The 22,827-nt window shown below is 40.4% G+C and carries 14 protein-coding genes; 5 read left to right on the forward strand and 9 right to left on the reverse strand.

Going from position 1 to position 22,827, the window contains the following annotated elements; all coding sequences use genetic code 11:
• Nucleotides 1-8: 8 nt before the first annotated feature.
• On the reverse strand, nt 9-1,229 hold the full coding sequence (locus G7B20_RS17540; protein ID WP_164112714.1) for a C40 family peptidase: 1,221 nt from the start codon (nt 1,227-1,229) through the stop codon (nt 9-11).
• A gap of 231 nt (nt 1,230-1,460) precedes the next feature.
• Nucleotides 1,461-4,097, reverse strand: coding sequence for a DNA gyrase/topoisomerase IV subunit A (locus tag G7B20_RS17545; protein WP_164112715.1), 2,637 nt, complete (start codon nt 4,095-4,097; stop codon nt 1,461-1,463).
• A gap of 267 nt (nt 4,098-4,364) precedes the next feature.
• Here G7B20_RS17545 and G7B20_RS17550 point away from each other — a divergent pair, with 267 nt between their 5' ends.
• Entirely contained in the window at nt 4,365-5,003 is a 639-nt protein-coding gene (locus tag G7B20_RS17550; RefSeq protein ID WP_240452774.1) for a sterol desaturase family protein, read from the forward strand.
• Nucleotides 5,004-5,015: 12 nt separating this feature from the next.
• On the opposite strand, the gene G7B20_RS17555 is transcribed toward G7B20_RS17550, so the two are convergent.
• From G7B20_RS17555 to G7B20_RS17570, 4 genes are all read right to left on the reverse strand, one after another.
• Nucleotides 5,016-8,186 (reverse strand): AsmA-like C-terminal region-containing protein, encoded by a 3,171-nt coding sequence (locus G7B20_RS17555; RefSeq protein ID WP_164112716.1) that lies wholly within the window; start codon nt 8,184-8,186, stop codon nt 5,016-5,018.
• Nucleotides 8,187-8,849: 663 nt separating this feature from the next.
• Complete coding sequence (locus G7B20_RS17560) at nt 8,850-9,572, reverse strand: murein L,D-transpeptidase family protein (RefSeq protein ID WP_164112717.1); 723 nt, start codon at nt 9,570-9,572, stop codon at nt 8,850-8,852.
• Nucleotides 9,573-9,595: 23 nt separating this feature from the next.
• The gene (locus tag G7B20_RS17565) at nt 9,596-10,168 is read right to left on the reverse strand and encodes a Crp/Fnr family transcriptional regulator (protein WP_164112718.1); all 573 of its coding nucleotides are present in this window, start codon (nt 10,166-10,168) and stop codon (nt 9,596-9,598) included.
• A 57-nt stretch (nt 10,169-10,225) separates the two neighbouring features.
• On the reverse strand, nt 10,226-11,911 hold the full coding sequence (locus G7B20_RS17570; protein WP_164112719.1) for an RluA family pseudouridine synthase: 1,686 nt from the start codon (nt 11,909-11,911) through the stop codon (nt 10,226-10,228).
• Nucleotides 11,912-12,147: 236 nt separating this feature from the next.
• Between G7B20_RS17570 and G7B20_RS17575 the strand changes: the two genes are divergently transcribed.
• From G7B20_RS17575 to fabV, 3 genes are all read left to right on the forward strand, one after another.
• Nucleotides 12,148-13,107 carry an aldo/keto reductase gene (locus tag G7B20_RS17575; RefSeq protein WP_317164255.1) on the forward strand — a complete coding sequence of 320 codons (960 nt, stop codon included), beginning with the start codon at nt 12,148-12,150 and terminating at the stop codon, nt 13,105-13,107.
• A 90-nt stretch (nt 13,108-13,197) separates the two neighbouring features.
• The gene (locus tag G7B20_RS17580) at nt 13,198-13,668 is read left to right on the forward strand and encodes a Dps family protein (RefSeq protein ID WP_164112720.1); all 471 of its coding nucleotides are present in this window, start codon (nt 13,198-13,200) and stop codon (nt 13,666-13,668) included.
• A gap of 143 nt (nt 13,669-13,811) precedes the next feature.
• On the forward strand, nt 13,812-15,014 hold the full coding sequence (fabV, locus tag G7B20_RS17585) for an enoyl-ACP reductase FabV (protein ID WP_079642060.1): 1,203 nt from the start codon (nt 13,812-13,814) through the stop codon (nt 15,012-15,014).
• Between the two features lie 71 nt (nt 15,015-15,085).
• On the opposite strand, the gene G7B20_RS17590 is transcribed toward fabV, so the two are convergent.
• Nucleotides 15,086-16,759: a DNA polymerase/3'-5' exonuclease PolX gene (locus G7B20_RS17590; RefSeq protein ID WP_164112721.1), complete on the reverse strand. Its 1,674-nt coding sequence runs from the start codon at nt 16,757-16,759 to the stop codon at nt 15,086-15,088.
• A gap of 274 nt (nt 16,760-17,033) precedes the next feature.
• Between G7B20_RS17590 and G7B20_RS17595 the strand changes: the two genes are divergently transcribed.
• Nucleotides 17,034-20,891 carry a TIM-barrel domain-containing protein gene (locus G7B20_RS17595; protein WP_164112722.1) on the forward strand — a complete coding sequence of 1,286 codons (3,858 nt, stop codon included), beginning with the start codon at nt 17,034-17,036 and terminating at the stop codon, nt 20,889-20,891.
• Between the two features lie 88 nt (nt 20,892-20,979).
• On the opposite strand, the gene G7B20_RS17600 is transcribed toward G7B20_RS17595, so the two are convergent.
• Both G7B20_RS17600 and G7B20_RS17605 read right to left on the reverse strand, forming a co-directional pair.
• A complete protein-coding gene (locus G7B20_RS17600; protein ID WP_164112723.1) occupies nt 20,980-22,293 on the reverse strand; it encodes an NAD(P)/FAD-dependent oxidoreductase in 1,314 nt (437 codons plus the stop codon).
• A gap of 178 nt (nt 22,294-22,471) precedes the next feature.
• Complete coding sequence (locus G7B20_RS17605) at nt 22,472-22,804, reverse strand: 2Fe-2S iron-sulfur cluster-binding protein (protein WP_164112724.1); 333 nt, start codon at nt 22,802-22,804, stop codon at nt 22,472-22,474.
• Between the last annotated feature and the right edge of the window lie 23 nt (nt 22,805-22,827).

Here is a 22,827-nt window from a genome sequence, read left to right on the forward strand (position 1 = left end):
CTAAATAATTATTTTTTATAAAATGAATTGTCCTGCACGCGTTCGATTGCTTTATCGTTTGATCCTACGTAACGTTTGGCAGCAACCACAGTCCTCGTTTGGAAGTCATCGTAATTGTTTGCATCTTTCAGTATAGAATTGATGCGTACCGTCCCTGCGGAATGAATAAATTCGCCATTGCTGATATATAGTGCTACGTGTGTGACACGAGCATTGGGGCTATTGGCCTTTCCGGCAGCAAAGAACAGCAAGTCGGCGGGTTTTAGATTCTTTAATGCTTTGGAAGGATCAAAATGCCCCTCTTGGTCTAGAATGTCGACTGGATCACCCACTAATACTTGTTGGGAAGCGTCTCGTGGTATTACATAGCCATTCATAAAGAAAGCGGTTTTTGTGAAACCGCTGCAATCTACTCCTTTGACAGATGTCCCTCCCCAAAGATAGGGAAGTCCCAGCATGCTTTGGGCACTACTTAATACGTTGTCGGCGGTAAGGCTTCTAGACTTTATCCAGGTATTTAGATCGGTAGCTTCGCTTTTAGGTACGTATCCAATTCGTCCGTCGGGATAGGCTATCTCGTAATACTGAGTGGTTTCTTTTTGCAATGCCAGAATATTACCATATACTAAGTCTGATACGCGTACACTTTTAGGATCTGGTTTTGATAAAGATTTCCCAAAGTCACTGATGTATATGATTTTTCTCTGTGCCTTCCACTTTTGTAATTCAGGGGATGACATAGCTACTACCGAAGAGGTGGGGACCCAAGAGATATAACCTTCAGGTGTACGTACTCTATATTCTCCTTTGGATCGTTGTAGAATATCTACCTGTGTCCCTAAAAGAGCTTGAGAAGCCATTTCAGAGGCGTGCCCTGGTTTTGTACGTAGATTAGCTACCGATAAGTTTATAATCCCTGTCGACTTTGTCCCTACCGAAGTATCGGGATAGAGTTGTATTTTTATTTGCGCCCCACTATTTCGTAACTTTTCTTCCAAAAAAGGAACCGCGTTGACTTCGGTTGTTTGTACTACAAATGAATTTTTTTGGAGGTCTGCGGTGGTCAATTCGATTAACTTCGTTCTTTTATCTGGAGCAAACTTTGACTTTCCCGCTTCTATGGAAGCAACAACAATTTTGTATGTAGTAGAATCAACTTGAGCAGCGATTTCAAGCGATGAAAATACAGTTAATATAGGAAAACAAAAGTATGCGATTTTTTTTGTCATAATCATAATCTCAATAGTGGAAGGCCTCTTTAATCAACGTCTAATTTACAACAAAAATGCAAAGAAATGCAATTTTTAGTGTATTAATTAAATGTTTTTGCGGTTTTTTATTGACAGTTTGATTAAAATCGAAAAACAGGAATAAAACTATAATTGGGCTGTGTGAAGTCAATAGTTGGTAGTGGGCAGCGGCAAAAACAAGAGGAGCCGTATGTAGCTCCTCTTGTTTTTTTATTGAAATAGGCCGATCTGACCGTCATTGTCGGTCTGGATATCTTCTGGATTTGTAATTTCAAAAGGAATCGTATCTGTTTCCTTTTCCGGAATTACCGCTAGGTCAATTTCTTCACGAAGGCTGGTAACTTTGTGTACATTATGAAAGGATAGTCTATTTCCTTGAGCTTTGATTTTTTTTACATCTATTAATTCATTCAGCGGTTGTTCTATTGTTTCCGGTACTTGGGACTTGCCTTTAAGTTGATCAATTTTTACTATTGGATCTGGATGATTGGTCAATAAGATCAATTTAGATCCAGGTTCTTCATTGATGAAGGAGATGCGTTTGCCTACCTGAACATCCTCAAACACGAACCGTTTGACATAGTATGCACCGGACTTCCCGTCTTGGTGTACTGCGGTATATACATGATTCGGATAGTGTTTTTCTATTCGGATCATTTTTTCGTCAAAGTGATTGTTGAGATCAAAATTGGATAACTCGAAAGAACCGTCGCTAAAGATGAGCAATATTTTATCATCCCCATCAAACTCACCCAAGAATTTACCTCTTTCGTCTGCGTTGAGTCGCTTTAATATGTCGTCATACCATATTTTGCGTCCAGCAAGTGTCGAAACTCCCGCACTTTTGAAGGTTATTTTCTTTACGGGGTATTTGGAAACAATATTTCCCATCGAATTTTTTCCTTTTATGGCGATCTCTGCAAAATTTTGATCAAATGTGGTCTTCCGTAATTTGGTATGCGGCTTGAGTTGGATATTTACTACTTCGGCTTCTCCATTGGGGTTGGCTGAGAAATATAACAGCTTGGACCCTTTTGTTCCCTTAGTGATATCATAGTCTTTGTCTCTTGTTACACCGGTTACGGAGAATCTTTTTATATAAGTAGTTCCATTAGGACCATCTACGTAAATAGCATTGTATATGGTGCGTTCGTCCCCTTTTTTGAAAACGGCGACGTGGATAATATCTTTTCCGACAAAGACCTTATCTTGCACCTTGACTACACTGTATTTACCATCTTCGCGGAAGACAATAATATCATCAATGTCTGAGCAGTCAGAGACAAACTCATCCTTCTTCATACCTGTTCCGATAAAACCTTCGGCGCGATTGACATATAGTTTAGCGTTGGCTAAAGCAACTTGGGCAGCTTCTACTTTATCAAATACACGTAGCTCGGTTTTGCGTTCACGTCCTTTGGCATATTTGCTGCGCAAGCGTTCAAACCAAGCGATTGTAAATTCGGTAAGTTGTCTAAGGTTTTTCTTAACTTCTTTAATCTCGTCTTCCAGTGCTCTCATCTGTTCGTCGGCTTTTTTAACGTCGAATCTAGTGATGCTACTCATTGGTTTATCGATGAGTTTTTTATAATCCTCGGCAACGATTTCTCGGTAGAACTGGTCGAAGTAAGGTGTGAAAAGACGAGTCAACACTTGAACTACAGTGTCGAAATCTCCAGAATTTTCGTAATCCGGATGCTTGTACATTCCCTCTTGGATAAAGATCTTTAAGAGGTTACTAAAGAAAATTTTCTCCTGTAATTCGCGGAGACGGATTTCAAGTTCAAGTTTTAATAAGGCCTTTGTTTGTACTGTGTTTTCAATAAGAATGTCATTGACACTCATAAAGTAAGGTTTACTTTCCTTGATGACACAGGTATTGGGTGATATTGACGATTCACAGGATGTAAAGGCGTATAGCGCATCTATAGTGACATCTGGAGAGATGCCCGGGGCTAAGTGAACGATAATCTCTACGTTCTCAGCTGTATTGTCCTCTATTTTTTTGATTTTAATTTTTCCCTTGTCATTGGCCGAGACTATACTTTCGATCAAAGCCCCTGTGGTGGTACCAAAAGGGATTTGGGTGATGGCAAGTGTTTTTTTATCGCGCTCCTCGATTTTGGCTCTTACTCTTATTTTCCCTCCGCGTTGTCCTTCATTGTAGTTGGAAACGTCAGCTAGACCTCCTGTGGGGAAGTCGGGGAATATATTTGGTCGTTCGCCTTGAAGTACTTGAATGGAGCCATCTATTAGTTCAATAAAGTTGTGCGGCATGATTTTGGTCGCTAGACCTACTGCGATACCTTCGGCTCCTTGTGCCAAGAGTAGAGGAAACTTGACAGGTAGCGTAATAGGTTCTTTATTCCGTCCATCATAACTCAATTGCCAATCTGTAGTATCTGGATTAAATACCACCTCATTCGCGAATTTAGAAAGACGTCCTTCAATATAACGTGGTGCTGCTGCCGAATCACCGGTTACTGGATCACCCCAGTTACCTTGGCAGTCAATCAAAAGGTCTTTTTGACCGATCTGTACCATAGCATCTCCAATAGAAGCATCACCATGTGGGTGGTATTTCATCGTGTTTCCAATGACGTTAGCAGCTTTGTTGAAACGACCATCGTCCATTTCTTTCAAAGAGTGAAGAATACGACGCTGTACGGGTTTAAATCCATCGTTGATATGAGGAACTGCCCGATCCAATATAACATAGGATGCATAGTCTAGAAACCAAGTTTCGTACAGTCCTGATAGTGGAATCGTGTTGCTGGCTTGTTCAGTGTCCTGTTGTTGGTTGTTTTCTAAATTGTTCTCTTCAGAACCGTTTATTTCATCAATCATTTACGTTACTTTAATTATGCTAAGTCTGTCTTAAGGGGTGTTTCTAACTTGGTAAAATTACAAATTTCTTTGTGATTTTCGGCATTGAAAGGGGGCATATCAAAGAAATGTTCGTTGACCCCATAAAACTAACCTTATTGGTATAAAAGTCAGTAATTGGACATAAATATGACGAATAAGTCTTTCGAATGTTATTTGCGAATATTAATTTTGTGTTAACTCTATTTGTAAATCACTTTGTAGGGGATAATTGGATTATTTGATGTTATGGCAAAGAAAAACTACGTTTCAAATTCAACAGAATCCACCCGGATGTTTAAAAACGATTTTCTAGAGTCGTTGACCAAGGTTCATTTTACGGTCCCCTTGATTTTTTGGATACCGGTTATCATCTATTTTATTCGCAAATCGTATGTGGTTGGCGACATGTCTGTTGGTAGTATTTTACTTTACTTTTTACTGGGTTTAGCATTTTGGACATTTGCCGAATATATCCTGCATCGCTGGGTATTCCATTTCGTGCCCAAAAGTAAAATAGGATTGCGTATTCATTTTATCTTTCACGGGGTACACCATGATTATCCAAAAGATAGACTACGTTTGGTGATGCCGCTATCGGCGAGTATTCCTATGGCGACTATTATATATTTTATTTTTTATGTTTTCTTTCCTGAATTTATATTAGCATCTTTTTTTGCGGGATTTTTATTCGGTTATCTGATTTATGACGAATGTCATTATGCGATGCACCATGCTAATTTTAAGTCAGGATTGTTTAAGAAAATAAAAGACCACCACATGTTGCATCACTACTCGGATCCGGAAAAAGGATTTGGAGTCAGTTCTGCTATTTGGGATAAAGTATTTGATTCGGGATTTCCGAAGAAAGAGCCTAAAAATAAATAGGCTTTTTCTTTATCAATTATTGGATACGCTATCCTTTTTTAAAGAGGCCTCATAGTTCGCTTTATCCTCCTCATCCATCTCAGTGTCCAGATCATCTTCTTTGTAGCGCCCTAGTTTTATTTTGAAATTCTCGGATGTCCCGTTGATTCGCATTGGGATACCTAATATTCCGAAGGGTGGCAGTCCTAATCTAAAGCCGATGTTCATCCTGCCATCCAAGGTGACCTGTCCCTCAAAACGGGGGCGAAATCCTGCCATTTTCATCTTCGTACGTTCGATCGTTATTACATTGTTCTTGATGAAGGTAGGGATTTTAACTTTCTTGAGATCTGCATCGAGAAAGCCTTCTTTCGAGGTTGCCTGACTGATACCATTCAATAATTTGAAGTTTTTAAATCGGATTTTATCCAGGTTTAATGTCCCTTTTCCTTGTATCGAAGGCATGATAGGAGACATCGTACCATCTAACAGTCCTGCCAATTGGTAATCTAAAGAAATGATGCCGTGGGCATCTTTAGCAGAAGTTACCATTTGTTGGAATAGCGGTATTTCTTGATAGGCCCGCTGAATGTCAAAACTGTCTGCTTTCACTGTAAAATCAAATCGCGCTTTGTAAGGATTTAGCGGACGATATTTTATGGACATGTCTGTTTTGAGACCTGCGAGTTCAAAACCAGTATTGTCGATAGCGAGATTACCGGACTTTAGTTTTAGATTGCCTTTGAAGTTCTTGAGGAGAATTTTTTCGTAATAGACTTGATCTACAGCGCCAAGGATCTCGACGTCGAGCAATTGTGGTAACAATATCACTCCTGAGTTGCTATTCGATGTACTAGACATTGTTTTAGGTGTACTGAAGGCCATGAAGTCGTCTAACGTAATTTTTCTGCTGTGCAGATTGAAGCTGCCTTTAAGGATATCTGTATTTAAGGTCAGGTAGTTGACGATATTATTGATATATCCTTTTATGCTGATTTCGTTATTTCCATACTGGGCGACAAACTTATTAAAATTGAGCTTTTCTTGTTTGAAAGAGAATTTCCCGCTTTTAATATAAATATCCTGAGGTAGGAGCTCTGTGTTGACTCTTATACTGCCGATATCCACCTGCCCTTCATTTTTCAGCCTATTGTATCGACCCTGCATAGCATCACTTTGCAATCCAGCTAGATCGATATCTGTACGGATATAGCCATCAATATCTGTTCCTTCATTTGCAAAAAGCTTATAGATAGATCCCAGATTAAGCTTGCCTTTAGATTGAACTGCATATTTGATATTGTTGAAGTTTTGAAAATCCGCCTGCAAGAAAAATGGTTCGCTCGCCAGTTTGAATGAAACAGGAAGGATCTTTATGCTCAAATCGCCTAAGGAACCTTTCTTGCTGTTGATATAAGTCTCTACATGAATATCTTCCAATGGGATCGGATAGGCTGTCGACTTGAAATAGCCATTCTTCATCGTAACCGTTGCACTCGTTTCGGGGATCACATTTTTCTTCAGATCCATGAAGCCTTGCGAGATAATATTCACAAATACATTTCCGGCAATTTCAGCACTTTCAATAGGGTATATCTTCTTAATGTCTGAAAGGTCAATGTCGGCCTGAATGTTTGCATCGAGATGGAGTCTTTGAAAATCCTTGATATCAGCATGTCCTTTTATGAAATTGTTTAGGGAAGCGATATCAATGTCCTTTATCGCAATTTTTGCGTTTTTGATCTGATTGTCTGTTCCTGAGGCCTCTAGCGAATAGGCTATTCTTTCTATTGCAACGGGTAAGGCCGTTAGTTTGAAATAGCCATTTTTCAACGAGTTTTTTATGTTGAATGTGGGAATGGATGATATGTATACTTCTTTTTTATTTCGTAGTCCATAGGTCAATGTATCTGTCGAGTAAGTGCCTTCAACATGTCCATCTAGATCCAATTGTCCAGCAAAGCTGAAATCTGGCCATTGTATCGCTTGGTATAGATTTCCTAAATCAAGTGAGCTGTTTACTGTTGAATGAATTTGCATGGGATCGACTCCTTTAATCTGTCCTTCTGTTTTGAAAAATCCATTTGCGACCTTGAATTCAAATTGTTTCAGGTCGATTGCCAAGGAGTCTAGATTGAGCTGAGGGAGATCTACTCTGAACTTGGCATTCCAAGCCGTAATAGGTGTCTTTGTATTGTTGTAGGATAGGTAGCCATCATTGATGATTAGCCCCAGACTTAGGTTGGGCATTTTGTGTTCGTCTGCGATATAGTCACCTTCCAGATTCATAAAGACTTCTGATGTACCCTTTACCTGCGTGTCTTTGAGCCAGTTTGCGTAGGCCGTAGGAACTAACGATAGGAGTTCGTTGAGCGTACTTTCCTGTGATTTTAACTTGAAATCTAAGTGATATCCGTTGGAAAGGAAGGCGAAAGCTCCTTTAAAGCGCACCGGAAGCCGGTTGATACGAATATCGTTTTTCTCAAAGAGAAAAGAAAGGTCGTTGGTATTGATGCGGGTGATAAGCTGTGCATCAATACTCTTGTGCTCTACATATTTTTCGTTGTCGAATGTGAATGAAAAAGCTTCAATTTTAGCATCGGTCTTAAGGTCAAAAATAGCGGAGCTTAAGTCACCTTTGCCCTCGTAATTTATATTTTGGGCTTCAATTTCCATTGGTATTGAAGCATCAAAGTAATGCAGGTCTACATTTTTTAATCGTAACAATTTAAACGCAATTTGACCACCTGTGGAATCGCTATTGGTTTGTGCTGTACTGTCTGTACTGTTGTAAATGTTATAATTTGCCGCCCCCAGCGAATCCACCAATACGTTTATCTTTCCTTCGCTCAAAATCAGCTTGTCCAAAATAATCTTGTCGCTGAATAGCGATATTAGATCAACTCCGATGCTGACCTCTTTTAGAGCCAGTAGTGTACTGTCTTGATATGGAGCGGATCCTTTGAGTTGTACATCATGTATAGAGGTGGTCAATGATGGGAAATGAGTAAAGAAGCTAACATTGACACCACGGTAATCAAGTGTACCTTGGATTGTTTTATTAGCGATTTCTTTGAGGGTATTATTGATTTGATCTTTGAAAAAATAGGGGAGGATAAGCATTGCCAATAATATTGTGGCAATTAATCCAGTAAATAGGTAAGATATTCTCTTAAGAACGATTATAGGACTCTTTTTCGGCACCGTGATATTATTTTAGTGCTGCAAAACTGCTAAAATTTAAGGAGAATAAGGGGACAGGGAGGGATAAATATTTTGAATCTTAAGGAGATGAGGGGGGAGAAGTTTAAGGAAGGTTTATTATCGATATCTTTTTGTCGCTCAAGCCGCGCTTTTACCTCCTTTTGTCTTGCCAAAAGGAGGTAAAAGCGCGTCACTGTGCCGGCTTGCCACAACAGATTACCATTACTACAATTGGCAACCCGCCAAGGTGACATTTTCAAAAGTGTAAGAAATTGCGAACAATCAATGTAAAGTAGAACGATCGACCTTGTAGCATATGGAGTCAAAGGCCGTAAAGCTATCGTAGCACAGCAGTACATCTTGCAATAGATAAGGTTTTCCAGTCTTGGGTAGGCCAATAACCGGGAGACCTAGAAAACCGCCTTGATTGCTTTACGTGCTGTGATGAACATAGGCTAAACAGTCTTGATTTATGGACTTTTGTTGATTTTGGTGTCCATGAGCTCCCTACGGTCAGTTTTTTGCTTCGTTTTTTGATCAAGCAAACCCTCGAAGAGGCTCTTGAATGCCTTTAAAAAACAAACACAATGAAAAATAATGAAGGCCCTGTCCTGGCAAGGACAAAAGATGTTTTAATGGTTCATTTAAAATATACGCAGCGATCTAATCAAACACATATCGTTCATTCTGTACGGAATACTGGAGTTCCTTTGAGTTTTTATGAAACAGGTCATAACCTTCTTTTAGATTATTCCAGAATGCTAAAGTTGCTTCATCGACTTCGGATTTATGTTTTTCGATGTTTTCATCCGTCATCTCGAACGGGAAGATGTATACAGGAATCTGTTTCTGTCCATTTTCTTTGGCCCATAGCGCATAACAGTATATTTCTTTGATAAGATCGTCGGTCATAGGCAAGCAGCCTACGGTTTCGCATTTTCCATGGATAAAAATATCGGATCCGGTGTATCCTAAGTTTTTATCCAGTTCGTTGGGGTAATTGAGCCCTAAGGATAGGTAGTACAAGCTTTGGGGATTGAATCGATCGATATGATAAAAACCTTCGGGGACTTGTTTGTCTCCTTCTGCTTTTTTGGGACCTAGCACATCCGAGCGTTTACATATTGGGTAGGTATGTAATAGGGTATAGGATGTGTCTGTCTTTTTCTTGGCATATAAATCCAGTTTATCTGAACTTTTATAGGCTAGCAATAGGACGTTGAGATTTTCAGGTAATAATCCCAGAGCAGTTAATCTGCTTTTTAAAAGGTTTTCCTTTTCTTTCTTTGTCTCCGCAACTCGGTCTTCGGTTTGCTGCTGTTTAGGATGATTCTGGCAGGCAATGCTCATCAATAGGATTATTAAACATGGGATAATCTTGTACATAGGTTTATTCGGTGATTGTGTGTTTATATATGTGCGATTTCCTTTCGTATACGGCTCAGTGAGGTATCGGTGATGCCTAGGTAGGTTGCGATGTGTTTCAGCGGTGCCTGTTGGATTACTTGGGGTCTTTCCTGCATGAGTTGAAGGTATCGCTTTGTCGCAGGTTCTGTAATCATTTCAGTAGCTCTCTTTTTGCTTAGGTACAGCTCAAAAGCCATCCATGCGCGGCCCCACTCCCGCATTGCTGGTATTTGATGGAAAAGATCTTGAAAGTCATCAAATTTAATTTTCCAAAGGGTACAGTCGGTGAGACATTGTATGTACTCCTGCGTAGGTACACGTTGGAAAAGTGATGCTACCTCAATGGCGACTTCGTTATTGCCTTTAAAATCAATCGTTATCTCATTGCCTTCATAATCGTAGAGATAGGAGCGGACTAGCCCAGCTTCGATCACATGGTATTCATTGGCGGTCTGCCCCTTTTGTAACAAGAAGTCTCCTTTTGATAGACTTTTCTTTTCATGTGCATCGCATATTAATTCAAAGTCTTTGGCTTCTAATAGGGGGTGTTGATAGGCATATCGTAGTGCTTCCATTTGGTGTTTTAAATTTATTCCAAGTTAAGGAAATGCATCAATATTCTATAATTCTTATTAGAAAGGGTCGTTGATCTCGAAGCTAACGCTTTGTTTTGTAGTGGGATGTATGAATTGAATATATCCGGCATGCAGATGTAACCTGTTCGCTCGTCTGCCGTAAAGATCATCTCCATATATAGGTGTGTTGAGCCCCTTTTGGTGCGCTGAATGTACGCGTAGTTGGTGTGTGCGCCCTGTCAATGGGAAATAGTGAATGCGTGTTCTGTTTCCCTCTACCGCTACGACTTGATATTGCGTTTGTGCATTTTTGCCATGTTCGTAGCATAACATTTGTCGCGGACGGTCTTCTAGATCTACACGCAATGGGAAGTCAATCAGACCTTTTTCTTCATTAATTATACCATCGAGCACTGCGGTGTATCTTTTCTTTACGGTGTGACGGATGAACTGGTCTTGAATAAACTGATGTGCTTCTTTGTTCTTTGCAAGTACTAAAATACCGGAAGTGGACATATCAAGCCTATGTATGATGAGTGGTCCTGTTATTTCGGGATTACGCTGTAGAATGCGTGTCTGAACCGAATCGTGAACATGAATGCCCGGGACAGAAAGAAATTCTTCCGGTTTGTTTACAACAATTATATCGTTGTCTTCAAAAATGATAGGCAACTCTTTGTTGTCTGCAGGATTTTCAAGAAGAGGGCTGGGGTCTAGTGGTAGTCCCTGTAGCATATGGTTTAAGATAGGTTCGCACTTCCCTTTGCAGGCTGGGTAGAAATACCGGTGCTTGCGTATTTCCGATGCAGGTGATGCCCCCCACCAGAATTCGGCCATACAGACCGGCTTGAGGTTGTTGAGGTAGGCGTGTTGGAGCAGCTTGGGCGCAGCACATTCTCCGGCACCAGCAGGAGGAAGCATCTGAATAGCTTCTTCAAAAATTGGAAGCAGGGACTTTTTATGACCGTTTGCGTCGAGAAAAACATATTGATCGAAGAGTTGCTGCTGCAAATTGGCAGAAAGCTGTTTTCGATTTTCCTTCTTGTCTGATATCCGGACCAGTAGATCCTGCAGTTGGTTTTCTAGAAAAGCAATAATATCTTTACTTTTTTGCTTTAAGACATCATACTCGTGTTGATCCCTGTAGCTCTGCTTAACGAGATCCTGTTCTAGTACCTTATAATCTTCTTCGGATAGCAGCGGCTTTTGTTCGTGACGTATTGTTTTCCGCTGGCTTTTATTTTGTTTATGGCGTGTGCGTAGATTGCTTAATTCTTCTGCTGTCTGCTGTTGTGTTTCTTGTAGCCGTTGACGTAACAATGGGATGTCGGGCATTTCTTCCAGGATTTCGATTTCTCTGTTGAGTTTGTTGATTATTGCTTCTTGCTGAAGAAAAAATCCTTCGGGATCGAGCATATCGAAAAGAGGGGGTACCAAGTGTTTGTGTAGATTTGTTCCAGCTAGTTTTCCCGAGCAGGCGGCCAAATACCCCAATGTTCCCTGTTGATCTTCAACAACGAGTACTCCAAACATTTTTCCAATAGGGCTACCTTGTTGACCGTCTACTAGTCCAAAATTGTGTTCAAAATCCTGTTGATGCGTTAAATAGTCTTGAAGTTCTTGAGCGGCTACTAGACTTAATGGATGTGGTTCATAACAAAAGGGGAAAGTGAATTTATCTGGTTTTTCCAGCGAGGTGATATCTTGTTTGAAAAGGTGGAAAAAGGGATTCGAATTATTCATTTTGTTATTCCTGTATTATGAAGTGCAAAAGTAGAAAGAAATATGTTAAGTAGTTAATAAGTTATCGAGTTAACAAGGAATGAAGTTGTTTAATTATCTAATTATGAGGCGAATTCGATAGGTAGACCACAAGAGAACATGATCATAGCATCATTAACTGACTTAAATATTACATGGTAAGTTCTGAAATGACTCGAAAAATCGGTAACTTGTAATATTTGAAAAACGATAGATTTATGATGGATAAAAGGCAATTGGGAAGCTCTTCTCTTACTATAGCACCTTTGATTTTTGGTGGAAATGTATTTGGCTGGACATTAGATGAGGAGGGTTCTTACAATATCTTGGATAGTTTTCTAGATTTGGGATTTAATGCGATTGATACGGCTAATAACTATTCACATTGGGTTCCAACGAACAAAGGAGGTGAGTCTGAGGCTATAATTGGAAATTGGTTACACAGGCGTGGATGTAGGAATAAGGTTGTTCTTATGACAAAGGTGGGGGGACGATTCGGCTATGATACGAAGCCGAATGTCCAGGGTGCTTATATCAAAGAACAGGTTGAACATTCGCTACGTCGATTGCAAACGGACTATATCGACCTTTATCAAACGCATTATGATGATGAGGTTACTGCTGTAGAAGAGACTTTAAGGGCTTATGAGGATTTGATTAATGCTGGAAAAGTACGTTATATAGGAGCTTCAAATATATCTCCTGAGCGTCTTATAGAGAGTTTAGAGGTATCGGATACTAAACAGATCGCTTCTTATGTCTCATTACAGCCTGAATACAACCTGTATGATCGTGCGAAATTCGAAAATTTGTACGAAAAAATAGCTTTTGAAAAACAAATTGGTGTTATTCCGTATTATTCATTAGCGAGTGGTTTTTTAACAGGCAAGTATACTTCGGATGCTGATTTTGGAAAGTCCGTTCGGGGAGAGGGGATTCAGAAGAAATATTGGAATGAACGTGGGCGACGTATCTTGAAGGCATTGGATGATGTATCGCTAACTTATGGAATATCCGTGTCGGCGGTAGCATTAGCATGGTTGTTGGCGCAAAGAACGGTTACAGCTCCTATTGCAAGTGCAACTAAAGGAGCACATTTGGATGCTTTTGTACAGGCAATCGATATCAGCCTAGATACTGAAAGCTTAAAGAAATTGAATGAGGCTAGTGCTTATTAAGGTTGATAGGGGAGACAAGGTTATAAAAGTGACAAAGTTACGGGGCATGAAGTGGACAAACATTAATCATTAACAATTAAATACAATTATATGAAAGCAAACATAGGAATTAAAGAAAAAGATACAGCTGCTGTGGCGGCTCTATTGAACAAGTTGTTGGCAGATGAAAACGTGTTGTACATTAAGGTGCGTAACGCACACTGGAATATTGAAGGCGTAGATTTTCATGCACAACATTTGTTTTTTGAAGGATTGTATGATGAATTAGCTGAGTTGATCGATGAGGTCGCTGAGCGTGTGCGGGCTATTGGACACTATGCTGTAGGCACGATGAAGCAGTTTTTGGAATTGACGCAGCTAACTGAAATGAAGTATGGTAAGAATGATAGTCAAGGGTATATTAAGGAGTTACTGGGAGATTATGAAAGCCTGATCATTACCATCCGTGAATATATTGATGTGGTGGATAAACATGGTGATGCCGGGACGGAAGATTTTTTGGTGGGTGTGCTTGCCAAGCATGAAAAAACAGCATGGATGCTTAGAGCACACGTAAAGTAGCAATAAAATCAAAAGGCTTTCGTTTTCGAAAGCCTTTTGATTTTATGTCCTTGTTAACTTTTTGTGCGACCTATTGCTTGAATTCAAAGCATTTTATATAAGTTTGTACCTTTGTTAACATCATTAACATCTAAGTATTAAATATGATTATTCAACCACGCGTAAGAGGTTTTATCTGTTTGACTTCACATCCTGAAGGAACGGCACAAAATGTGAAAAACCAAATTGAATATGTTAAATCGAAAGGTAAAATAAGTAATGGTCCTAAGAAAGTATTGGTCGTAGGAGCTTCTACTGGCTTTGGTTTGGCTTCACGTATCAGTGCTGCATTCGGTTCAGATGCAGCTACTATCGGTGTCTTTTTCGAAAAACCAGCTGCAGAGGGTAAACCAGGTACTGCTGGATGGTATAATACTGCTGCATTTGAAAAAGAAGCGCACGCGGCAGGTTTGTATGCTAAGAGTATCAATGGCGATGCATTTTCAGATGATATCAAAAAGCAGACTATAGAGTTGATCAAGAAAGATTTAGGTCAAGTAGATTTAATTGTTTACTCTTTGGCTTCTCCAAGACGTACACATCCTAAAACAGGTGTAGCACATGCTTCTGTTTTAAAACCTATAGCACAATCTTTTACCAATAAGACAGTAGATTTTCATGCGGGTGTGGTTTCGGATATTTCGATTCAACCGGTGGAGAACGAAGAAGATATTGCTAACACGATTGCAGTAATGGGCGGCGAGGATTGGAAATTCTGGATTGAGGATATGAAGGCTGCGGGTGTATTGGCAGACGGTGTAAAAACTGTAGCTTATTCCTACATCGGTCCTGAGCTTACCTACCCTATCTACAGAAACGGTACGATTGGTAAAGCAAAAGATGATTTAGAAGGTACAGTTCCTGTGATCAACGACTTGTTAAAAGATCTTAACGGAGTTTCATATGTCTCTGTCAATAAAGCATTGGTTACGCAATCAAGCTCGGCTATACCTGTAGTTCCTTTGTACATTTCCTTGCTTTATAAAGTAATGAAAGAAAAAGGAATCCATGAGGGTACGATTGAGCAGATGCAACGTTTGTTTGCAGAGCGCCTTTACAGTGCTGATGGACAACTTGCTTTGGATGAAAAAGGACGTATCCGTGTTGACGATTGGGAAATGCGCGATGATGTACAGGAAGAAGTTGCGAAACTTTGGGAACAAGCGACGACAGAAAATTTAGAGGAAATTTCGGATATTCAAGGGTACCGTGACGAATTCTTCCATTTGTTCGGCTTTAACTTCCCTGAAGTAAATTATGAAGCAGATACTAACGAAGTGGTTACTATTCCAAGTATTGAAGGATAAGTAGTTTACTTTACCGCTTATAAAAAAAGCCATCCGTTTGTTTCGGATGGCTTTTTTTATAAGCGGTGTTCTTAAATTTTAACCTTGCGATTTGTAAAATAAGTCGAAATTTCTTGCAGCGTAAAGCCATTCAGACACCTTTCTTTTGTCAAGCCCCCTTTACGGGCTACGTGTATACCGTAATGCATGTCTAGTAAACCTTCGGTACGGTGTGCATCGGGGTTAATGGAGAGAATTACGCCTTTTTCTAATGCATATCGATGCCAACGCCAGTCCAAATCCAAGCGTAGTGGGTTCGCATTGATTTCAATGACGACTTGGTTTGCAGCACAGGCATCGATTATTTTTTTGAAATCTAAGGGATAGCCCGCACGTGCCAGAAGAAGCCTTCCTGTAGGATGCCCCAATATGGTCGTATATGGATTTTCAATGGCTTTGATGAGACGAGCAGTAGCTTTTTCCTCATCCATCTTTAGGTTGCTGTGTACAGAAGCGACAACAAAGTCAAATTTAGCCAAGATATCATCGGAATAATCAAGAGATCCATCGGATAAGATGTCGCTCTCGATACCTTTGAATATCCGGAAGGGGGCAAGTTCGGTATTGAGTTTGTCAATTTCCGCCCACTGTTGTTCTAAGCGATCAACCGTCAGGCCGTTTGCATACACGGCAGTCTTAGAGTGATCGCATATCCCGAAGTAGGAAAGCCCCAAGTTATCCTTGCAATATAGTGCCATTTCTTTTAACGAGTGAACGCCGTCCGAGTAGGTGGAGTGGTTGTGCAGCGTGCCTTTCAGGTCACCAAACTCGATAAGTTGCGGTAGTTGTTGTCTATGAGCGAGGCTGACCTCATCTAGACCTTCTCTCAGTTCGGGAAGGATGTAGTCTAAGCCCAGATTTTTATAGATATCAGCTTCTGTATCGCCCGTAGGTATTGCTGTGCTCAGCGCCTTTAAAAGAGCCAAATGATCTTCAGATCCTGTGCGTATCAGCCAGTCGTGCGCAAAGGACGAAGGGGTAGAGGAATAAATAACGAAAGGACAGGTATTTTCATCCTTAAATGAAAGCTGATCGGTGTCTTCTTCGATAGCTACTTCATTTTGGAGTGTAGTCACGGCCTTACGGATAGTCGCGATATCGGTATCGATAATTAGTTCTACCTGTGACAGTACCTCACATTTTCTGCGGAATTCACCGGTGAACTCTACTTGGTTGTCGGGTAAGGCTTTTCTGAGATGCGTTAATACAGTGTCTGCTGATGCAATGACTTTTGCATATAAAAACCAGCCTTGGTTTGCCATCGAAAATTCAATGGCCTTTTTAATATCTTCTTGTGTTTTTAAGCCGAAGCCTTTGGCTTCAATGAGGCGATTCTCATTGCAGGCGTAATAAAGCTCACCTACGGTCTCTATAGCTAGATCATTCCATATAATCTGTATCTTTTTAGGTCCAAGACCTTTGATTTTGAGCATTTCTAAGATCCCTTCCGGAGTTTTGGTCAAAAGTTCATCCAATTCGGGAAAAGTACAAGTGGTTACGATCTGTTTTATTTTCTCGGCAGTACTTTTTCCTATTCCCGGCTGCTCACTTAGTTTTTCCAGGCTTGCTTCTGCTGCTTGGAAGGGTAGCTTGTCCACCTTGAACGAAGCACTAGCTATGGCTTTACTACGGAATGGATTTTCATTGTGTAGTTCCATGAGTTGTCCGCAAAGCTTAAAGGTGCGCGCTATCGTTTTGTTGTCCATATCTATTCTATTTTGAAGGTTATTCAAAGTTAATAAACTTAAGTTGTTTCGGAATACATCTCTTTTTTTATAGGAAGGATTTCTTCTTTATTTTTATTACTTGGGGTAGGATAGTGCGTATGCAACATTATTATTAGACAATCGTTTGCATCCTGTTGACGCTTTTTTACTTGGAGATACTATTGTATTATTGTTTCGTTAAATATAAAAGCCAAGTGTTTGTATCGCATGGATTACAATACAAAATGGCTATTCATTATTATAAACCACGCGTATGAAGGTATCTTTTTGGATTGCCAAAGCACAAGTCAGTTTGTTGGTAGGATTGGCTTCTCCATTTATTTTTCAACCTGCCAAACTCAGTGCAAATCCTCCTATTGTTAGCGTACAGCGTATCGATAAAAACAGTAAGATTATTGCTGTTCAGAAAATAAATCCGACAACAGTAGAGATTGTATATGACAACCTTCAGAGACTGACTTTGGATTTTTATGGTAATCATGTTTTCAGAATGTTTCAGGATGTAAAGGGAGGAATCATCCGCGATCCGGAAGCAAAACCGGAAGCCAAGATTCTGGTTGAACAACCCCGAAGAGGTGTCGATCAACTCGAAGTAAAGGAAACTGGGAATCAGGTAACGATAACGACAAAGGATATTGAATTTACAATAGACAAAGAGACTTCGCATTTCCGGATTTTAAACAGGCAGAATAACCGGGTAGTTGTAGAAAGCCTAAAACCTATTACTTTCGAAGAAAAGCAAGTGACCATCGAATTGAAGGAAGGTGAGGAGGAGTATTTTTTTGGTGGGGGAGTTCAGAATGGGAGATTTTCACATAAAGGAAAAACTATAGCGATTGAAAACCAGAATAGTTGGACGGATGGTGGCGTGGCATCGCCTACACCTTACTTTTGGTCAACCAACGGCTATGGTTTTATGTGGCATACTTTTAAAAAAGGTAGTTATGCCTTTGGTGCGAAGTCAAAAGGAACCGTGCGTCTGTCTCACGATACGGACTATTTGGATGTCTTTTTTATGATAAGCGATGGCGCTGTTCCTTTGTTGAATGACTTTTATCAATTGACGGGCAATCCTGTTCTACTACCAAAATTTGGTTTGTACCAGGGGCACTTGAATGCCTATAACCGAGACTACTGGATAGCGGACGAAAAAGGAATTCTTTTCGAGGATGGTAAGCGTTATAAAGAGAGCCAAAAGGATAATGGCGGTGTTAAAGAATCATTGAATGGAGCAGAAAATAATTACCAGTTTTCAGCTCGGGCGGTTATCGACCGTTATAAAGCTCATGATATGCCTTTGGGTTGGATATTGCCCAACGATGGCTATGGGGCAGGATATGGTCAAACTGAAACGCTGGATGGGAATATCAAAAATCTAAAAGAATTTGGTGATTACGCGCGTAAAAATGGCGTGGAAATAGGGTTGTGGACACAGTCTGATCTGCACCCCAAGGATAGTATTAGTGCTTTACTACAGCGGGATATTGTAAAAGAGGTGCGCGATGCAGGGGTACGTGTGCTAAAGACGGACGTAGCATGGGTAGGCCCGGGGTATTCCTTTGGTTTGAATGGAGTGGCAGATGTAGGACATACTATGCCTTACTACGGTAATAATGCACGTCCATTTATCATCTCTTTGGATGGATGGGCAGGAACTCAGCGTTATGCGGGAATCTGGTCTGGTGATCAGACAGGAGGGGTGTGGGAGTACATACGATTCCATATTCCTACCTATATAGGCTCCGGGCTTTCAGGCCAACCAAATATTACTTCCGATATGGATGGGATCTTTGGTGGTAAAAATTTTAAGGTCAATATTCGGGATTTTCAGTGGAAAACCTGGACGCCTATGGAACTAAATATGGACGGCTGGGGCTCCAATGAGAAATACCCTCATGCGTTGGGCGAACCCGCTACTTCGATCAATCGCTTTTACCTAAAATTGAAATCACAACTGGTTCCTTATAGCTATAGTCTTGCTAAGCAGGCCATCGATGGTCTACCTATGATACGGGCTATGTTCTTAGAACAGGCAAATCCATATACTTTAGGCAAGTCTACACAATATCAGTATATGTATGGACCGAGTTTTTTGGTCGCGCCCATCTATAAAGAGACAAATGTAGATGAGGAAGGTAACGATATCCGCAACGGTATCTATCTGCCAGAGGGGGAATGGATAGATTACTTCACTGGCGATAAGTACGAGGGAAACCGTGTTATTAACGATTTTAAAACTCCCATTTGGAAATTACCTGTTTTTGTGAAAAACGGGGCTATTATTCCATTGACGAGTCCGAACAATAACATATTGGAGATAAAGAAAGATCACCGTATTTATGAAGTTTATCCGTTCGGAAATTCGAATTTTACGGAGTATGACGATGATGGTAAGACCGAAGCTTATCGTTATGGAAAAGGTGTGCATACGAAAATTACTTCGGTCTTGGCGGGAAATAAAGCCTTGTTCACGATTGCCCCATCCGAAGGTGATTTTGAGGGATTTGAAAGAATGAAATCTACGGAGGTCCGTTTCAATGTAACAGAAGCGCCCAAAAAAGTTGTTGTGAAGGTGAATAAAAAAGGTGTAAAGCTTCAGGAAGTACATTCGTTGGCAGCGTTTAATAACACGGACAACGTTTACTTTTATGATGCCCAGCCGGATTTAAACAAATTTGCTACTAAAGGTTCCGAGTTTGAGAAAACCAGTCTGATCAAAAATCCAATGGTCTTGGTGCGTATTGGTAAACAAGATGTTTCTGCGACAACCTTTGAAATACAGGTCGACGGTTTTGAGTATGCACCGGTGGATAAATACCTGTCACAGACAGGAGCATTGGCTATGCCTAAAGCGGTAGTGCCAGATAGTAGTAGGCAAGCCTATACATTGTTGCCACAATGGGAAAAGATAGCAAATGCCGACTATTATGAAATTGCGTTTATCGATTTGATTTACTCGACAATCCAGGGGAATCAGTTACTTTTCGAGAATCTGGAAGCAGAAAGTGACTATGTTTTTAAAATTAGAGCGGTGAATAGGTCGGGTGTGTCGGATTGGAGTACATTTACGGCTAAAACTAAAGCTAATCCGTTGGAGTTTGCTATCGAAGGCATTCAAGCTGAAACGTCGGTGGATAATCAGGGTGGAAGCGGAATCAATAAGCTGTTTAACTACGATGAGGGAGATATGTGGCATACCAAATGGGGACAAAAAGCTGTTCCATTTGAGCTGGTTTTGGATCTTAGGTCCGTCAACCAGTTAGACAAGTTTGAGTATCTTCCGAGGACAGATGGCGGAAACGGCATCCTTCAAAAGGGGACGGTTTCTTATAGTAACGATAAAAGCAACTGGACAGAAGCAGGTAGCTTTGAATGGAAGCGCGATGGGGAAATGAAGCGCTTTAATTTCAATAATCACCCCGTAGCGCGTTTTATTAAAATATCGGTTACAGAAGCTGTAGGTGGCTTTGGATCTGGTCGGGAGCTTTATGTTTTTAAGGTTCCGGGATCTTCGAGTTATTTGCCGGGGGATATCAATAATGACCGTCTTATTGATCAGAATGACCTGACGTCGTATATTAATTATACGGGATTACGGATGGGAGATGGTGATTTCGAGGGTTATGTAAGTAATGGTGATGTGAATAAAAATAATCTAATAGATGCCTATGATATTTCGAATGTCGCAGTTGTTATTGAAGGAGGGGCTAAGCCTGCCAAAGACGAGCAGGTAGCTGGTGTGTTGAAATTGCTCCCCTCTAGAACTGTATTGAAAGCTGGAGAGATTGTAGAGGTGAGCGTAACGGGAGAAAACCTCAAAGCTGTCAATGCACTTAGTTTTGCCTTGCCTTACAATAATGGAGATTTTGAATTTGTAGGTGTGGAGTCGCTACATATGAAGACGATGAATAATTATACCAATGACCGTCTTCATACCAATGGTAGTAAATTTTTGTACCCTACTTTTGTGAATCTTGGAAACAAAGAGACGTTAAATGGCTCTGAAGTTTTGTTTAAGATTAAGTTGAAAGCAAAACGGAATGTAAGTTTTAATCTGAAGGCTGTCGACGGTCTGTTAGTGGATAAAAAGCTCAATTCGATTACCTTTTAACTAACATCGGGTCATCAATAATAAAGGGGGGATTTTATAAAATCCCCCCTTTATTATTTCTGTTAAAATGGTCTTGCTTTGACTGGTCTTAAACTTTCTGTTCTTTTGCGTTATTGACTGGTTGCGGTCTGTCGTAACGATGTGTAATCAATCTGATTCCTGAGTTTTTCGTGAAGAACTTGAGTGTCCAGTTGACAAAAGTTATTAATCTATTGCGGAACCCGAAGATGGATACCAAGTGGACAAACATCCAAGTCATCCATGCGATGAATCCTTTCATATGGAATTTACCCATATCTACAACAGCTCTGTTACGGCCGACTGTAGCCATAGACCCTTTGTCAAAGTACTTGAAATTCTCTTCGTTAGGCTTTCCAGAAAGGATGTTCATGATGTGTTGGGCAACGTATTTACCTTGTTGCTGTGCTGCTGGTGCTACACCTGGAAGCCCGCGAGGTGTCTCCTCGGTAATCATTGCTGATACATCGCCGATAGCGTAAATACCATCAAATCCTTCTACCTGACACTGTCCATTGGTTCGGATACGATTTCCCCTTTCGATGTAATCAGCATGTATGCCTTCTGGGAATTGTCCTTTTACTCCTGCTCCCCATATAACGGTTTTGGTTGCGATACTTTCGCCGTTGTTGAACGTGATCGTATTACCGTCGTAACCTGTCACCTGTGTGTTGACCATTACTTTGACTCCCAATTCTTTTAGGTAGCGTTCGGCATCACGGGATGATTTTTCTGAAAGTGCGCCTAATATTTTGCCTGTACCTTCTACAAGATATACCTTCATTTCATTTTCAGAAAGTTCTGGATAATCTTTCTTCAGCATGTGCAATTGAATTTCGGCGATAGCACCGGAAAGCTCGACACCTGTCGGACCACCACCTACTACTACAAAGTTAAGGTAACGTTCGCGATCAGAAATGTTTTTGCGAAGTACTGCTTCTTCGAGATTTTGTAATACATAACTACGGATATTTAGAGCTTCTCGAATACTTTTCATTGGAAGAGAGTATTTTTCGACTTCCGTATTACCAAAGAAGTTTGATGTTGCACCGGTTGCAATAACCAGGTAATCGTAATCATAAGTTCCTACCGAAGTGTGTACTTCTTTTTTGTCTTTGTCAATACGCAGTACTTCCGCCATACGGAATCGGAAATTGGACTGTGATTTGAACATTTTACGGATCGGAAAAGAAATGGCATCAGCGGCTAAGGTTCCCGTAGCGACTTGATACATTAACGGTTGGAACACGTGAAAATTGTTTCGATCGATCAACACTACTTCCACCTCTTTGTCTTTAAGCTTACGCGCAACTTCCACACCTCCAAAGCCTCCACCAATAATGATTACCCGAGGGAAAGAACGTTCTGTACGATTCAACAACATATATCGTTTAGTTTTATTGTTTTAAATTTTAATGCAAATATCTTAAAAAAATATAATATTTCAATAGCAAAATTTTATTGATATGCCCTTGTTTTTGCAATTAAAACAGCGTTGACTAGTCTATAAAGGTAATTCTAGTTGTTTAAACAAGAATGTCTTAGTGTTTTTTGTACACACTTTATTGCAATGCACCGCGTAGTCTAATCGATAGCCCTTGATTTTGATCCGTTAATCGAATTTGGCAGGCTAGCCTACTGTTGCTATCCGTATCAGGTAGGGTGTCTAGCATGTCAAGCTCTTGATCCTCAGCATGGGGAAGTTGGCCTGCCCCCGCTTTGATTTCGACATGACAGGTGGCGCATAGTGCCATCCCTCCACAGGTTGCCAGCACTTCATAGCCGGATGCTTTGAGAATTTCCATTAAACTTAAGTTGACATCCGTAGGGACTTCGATGGTCTCTGTACTGCCATCGCGGTCTTCAATTTCTATTTCGATGATGTGGTTTTCCATTTTTATTAAATTGAGTTTTGGTA

The organism is Sphingobacterium sp. xlx-96, assembly GCF_011007365.1.
Lineage (GTDB): Bacteria > Bacteroidota > Bacteroidia > Sphingobacteriales > Sphingobacteriaceae > Sphingobacterium > Sphingobacterium luzhongxinii.

Bases quoted from the DNA above. Each gene is read 5' to 3' on its own strand.
- G7B20_RS17540 (WP_164112714.1), bottom strand. From the start codon at position 1,229: ATGACAAAAAAAATCGCATACTTTTGTTTTCCTATATTAACTGTATTT.
- G7B20_RS17545 (WP_164112715.1), bottom strand. From the start codon at position 4,097: ATGATTGATGAAATAAACGGTTCTGAAGAGAACAATTTAGAAAACAAC.
- G7B20_RS17550 (WP_240452774.1), top strand. From the start codon at position 4,365: ATGGCAAAGAAAAACTACGTTTCAAATTCAACAGAATCCACCCGGATG.
- G7B20_RS17560 (WP_164112717.1), bottom strand. From the start codon at position 9,572: ATGTACAAGATTATCCCATGTTTAATAATCCTATTGATGAGCATTGCC.
- G7B20_RS17565 (WP_164112718.1), bottom strand. From the start codon at position 10,168: ATGGAAGCACTACGATATGCCTATCAACACCCCCTATTAGAAGCCAAA.
- G7B20_RS17570 (WP_164112719.1), bottom strand. From the start codon at position 11,911: ATGAATAATTCGAATCCCTTTTTCCACCTTTTCAAACAAGATATCACC.
- G7B20_RS17575 (WP_317164255.1), top strand. From the start codon at position 12,148: ATGATGGATAAAAGGCAATTGGGAAGCTCTTCTCTTACTATAGCACCT.
- G7B20_RS17580 (WP_164112720.1), top strand. From the start codon at position 13,198: ATGAAAGCAAACATAGGAATTAAAGAAAAAGATACAGCTGCTGTGGCG.
- fabV (WP_079642060.1), top strand. From the start codon at position 13,812: ATGATTATTCAACCACGCGTAAGAGGTTTTATCTGTTTGACTTCACAT.
- G7B20_RS17590 (WP_164112721.1), bottom strand. From the start codon at position 16,759: ATGGACAACAAAACGATAGCGCGCACCTTTAAGCTTTGCGGACAACTC.
- G7B20_RS17595 (WP_164112722.1), top strand. From the start codon at position 17,034: ATGAAGGTATCTTTTTGGATTGCCAAAGCACAAGTCAGTTTGTTGGTA.
- G7B20_RS17600 (WP_164112723.1), bottom strand. From the start codon at position 22,293: ATGTTGTTGAATCGTACAGAACGTTCTTTCCCTCGGGTAATCATTATT.
- G7B20_RS17605 (WP_164112724.1), bottom strand. From the start codon at position 22,804: ATGGAAAACCACATCATCGAAATAGAAATTGAAGACCGCGATGGCAGT.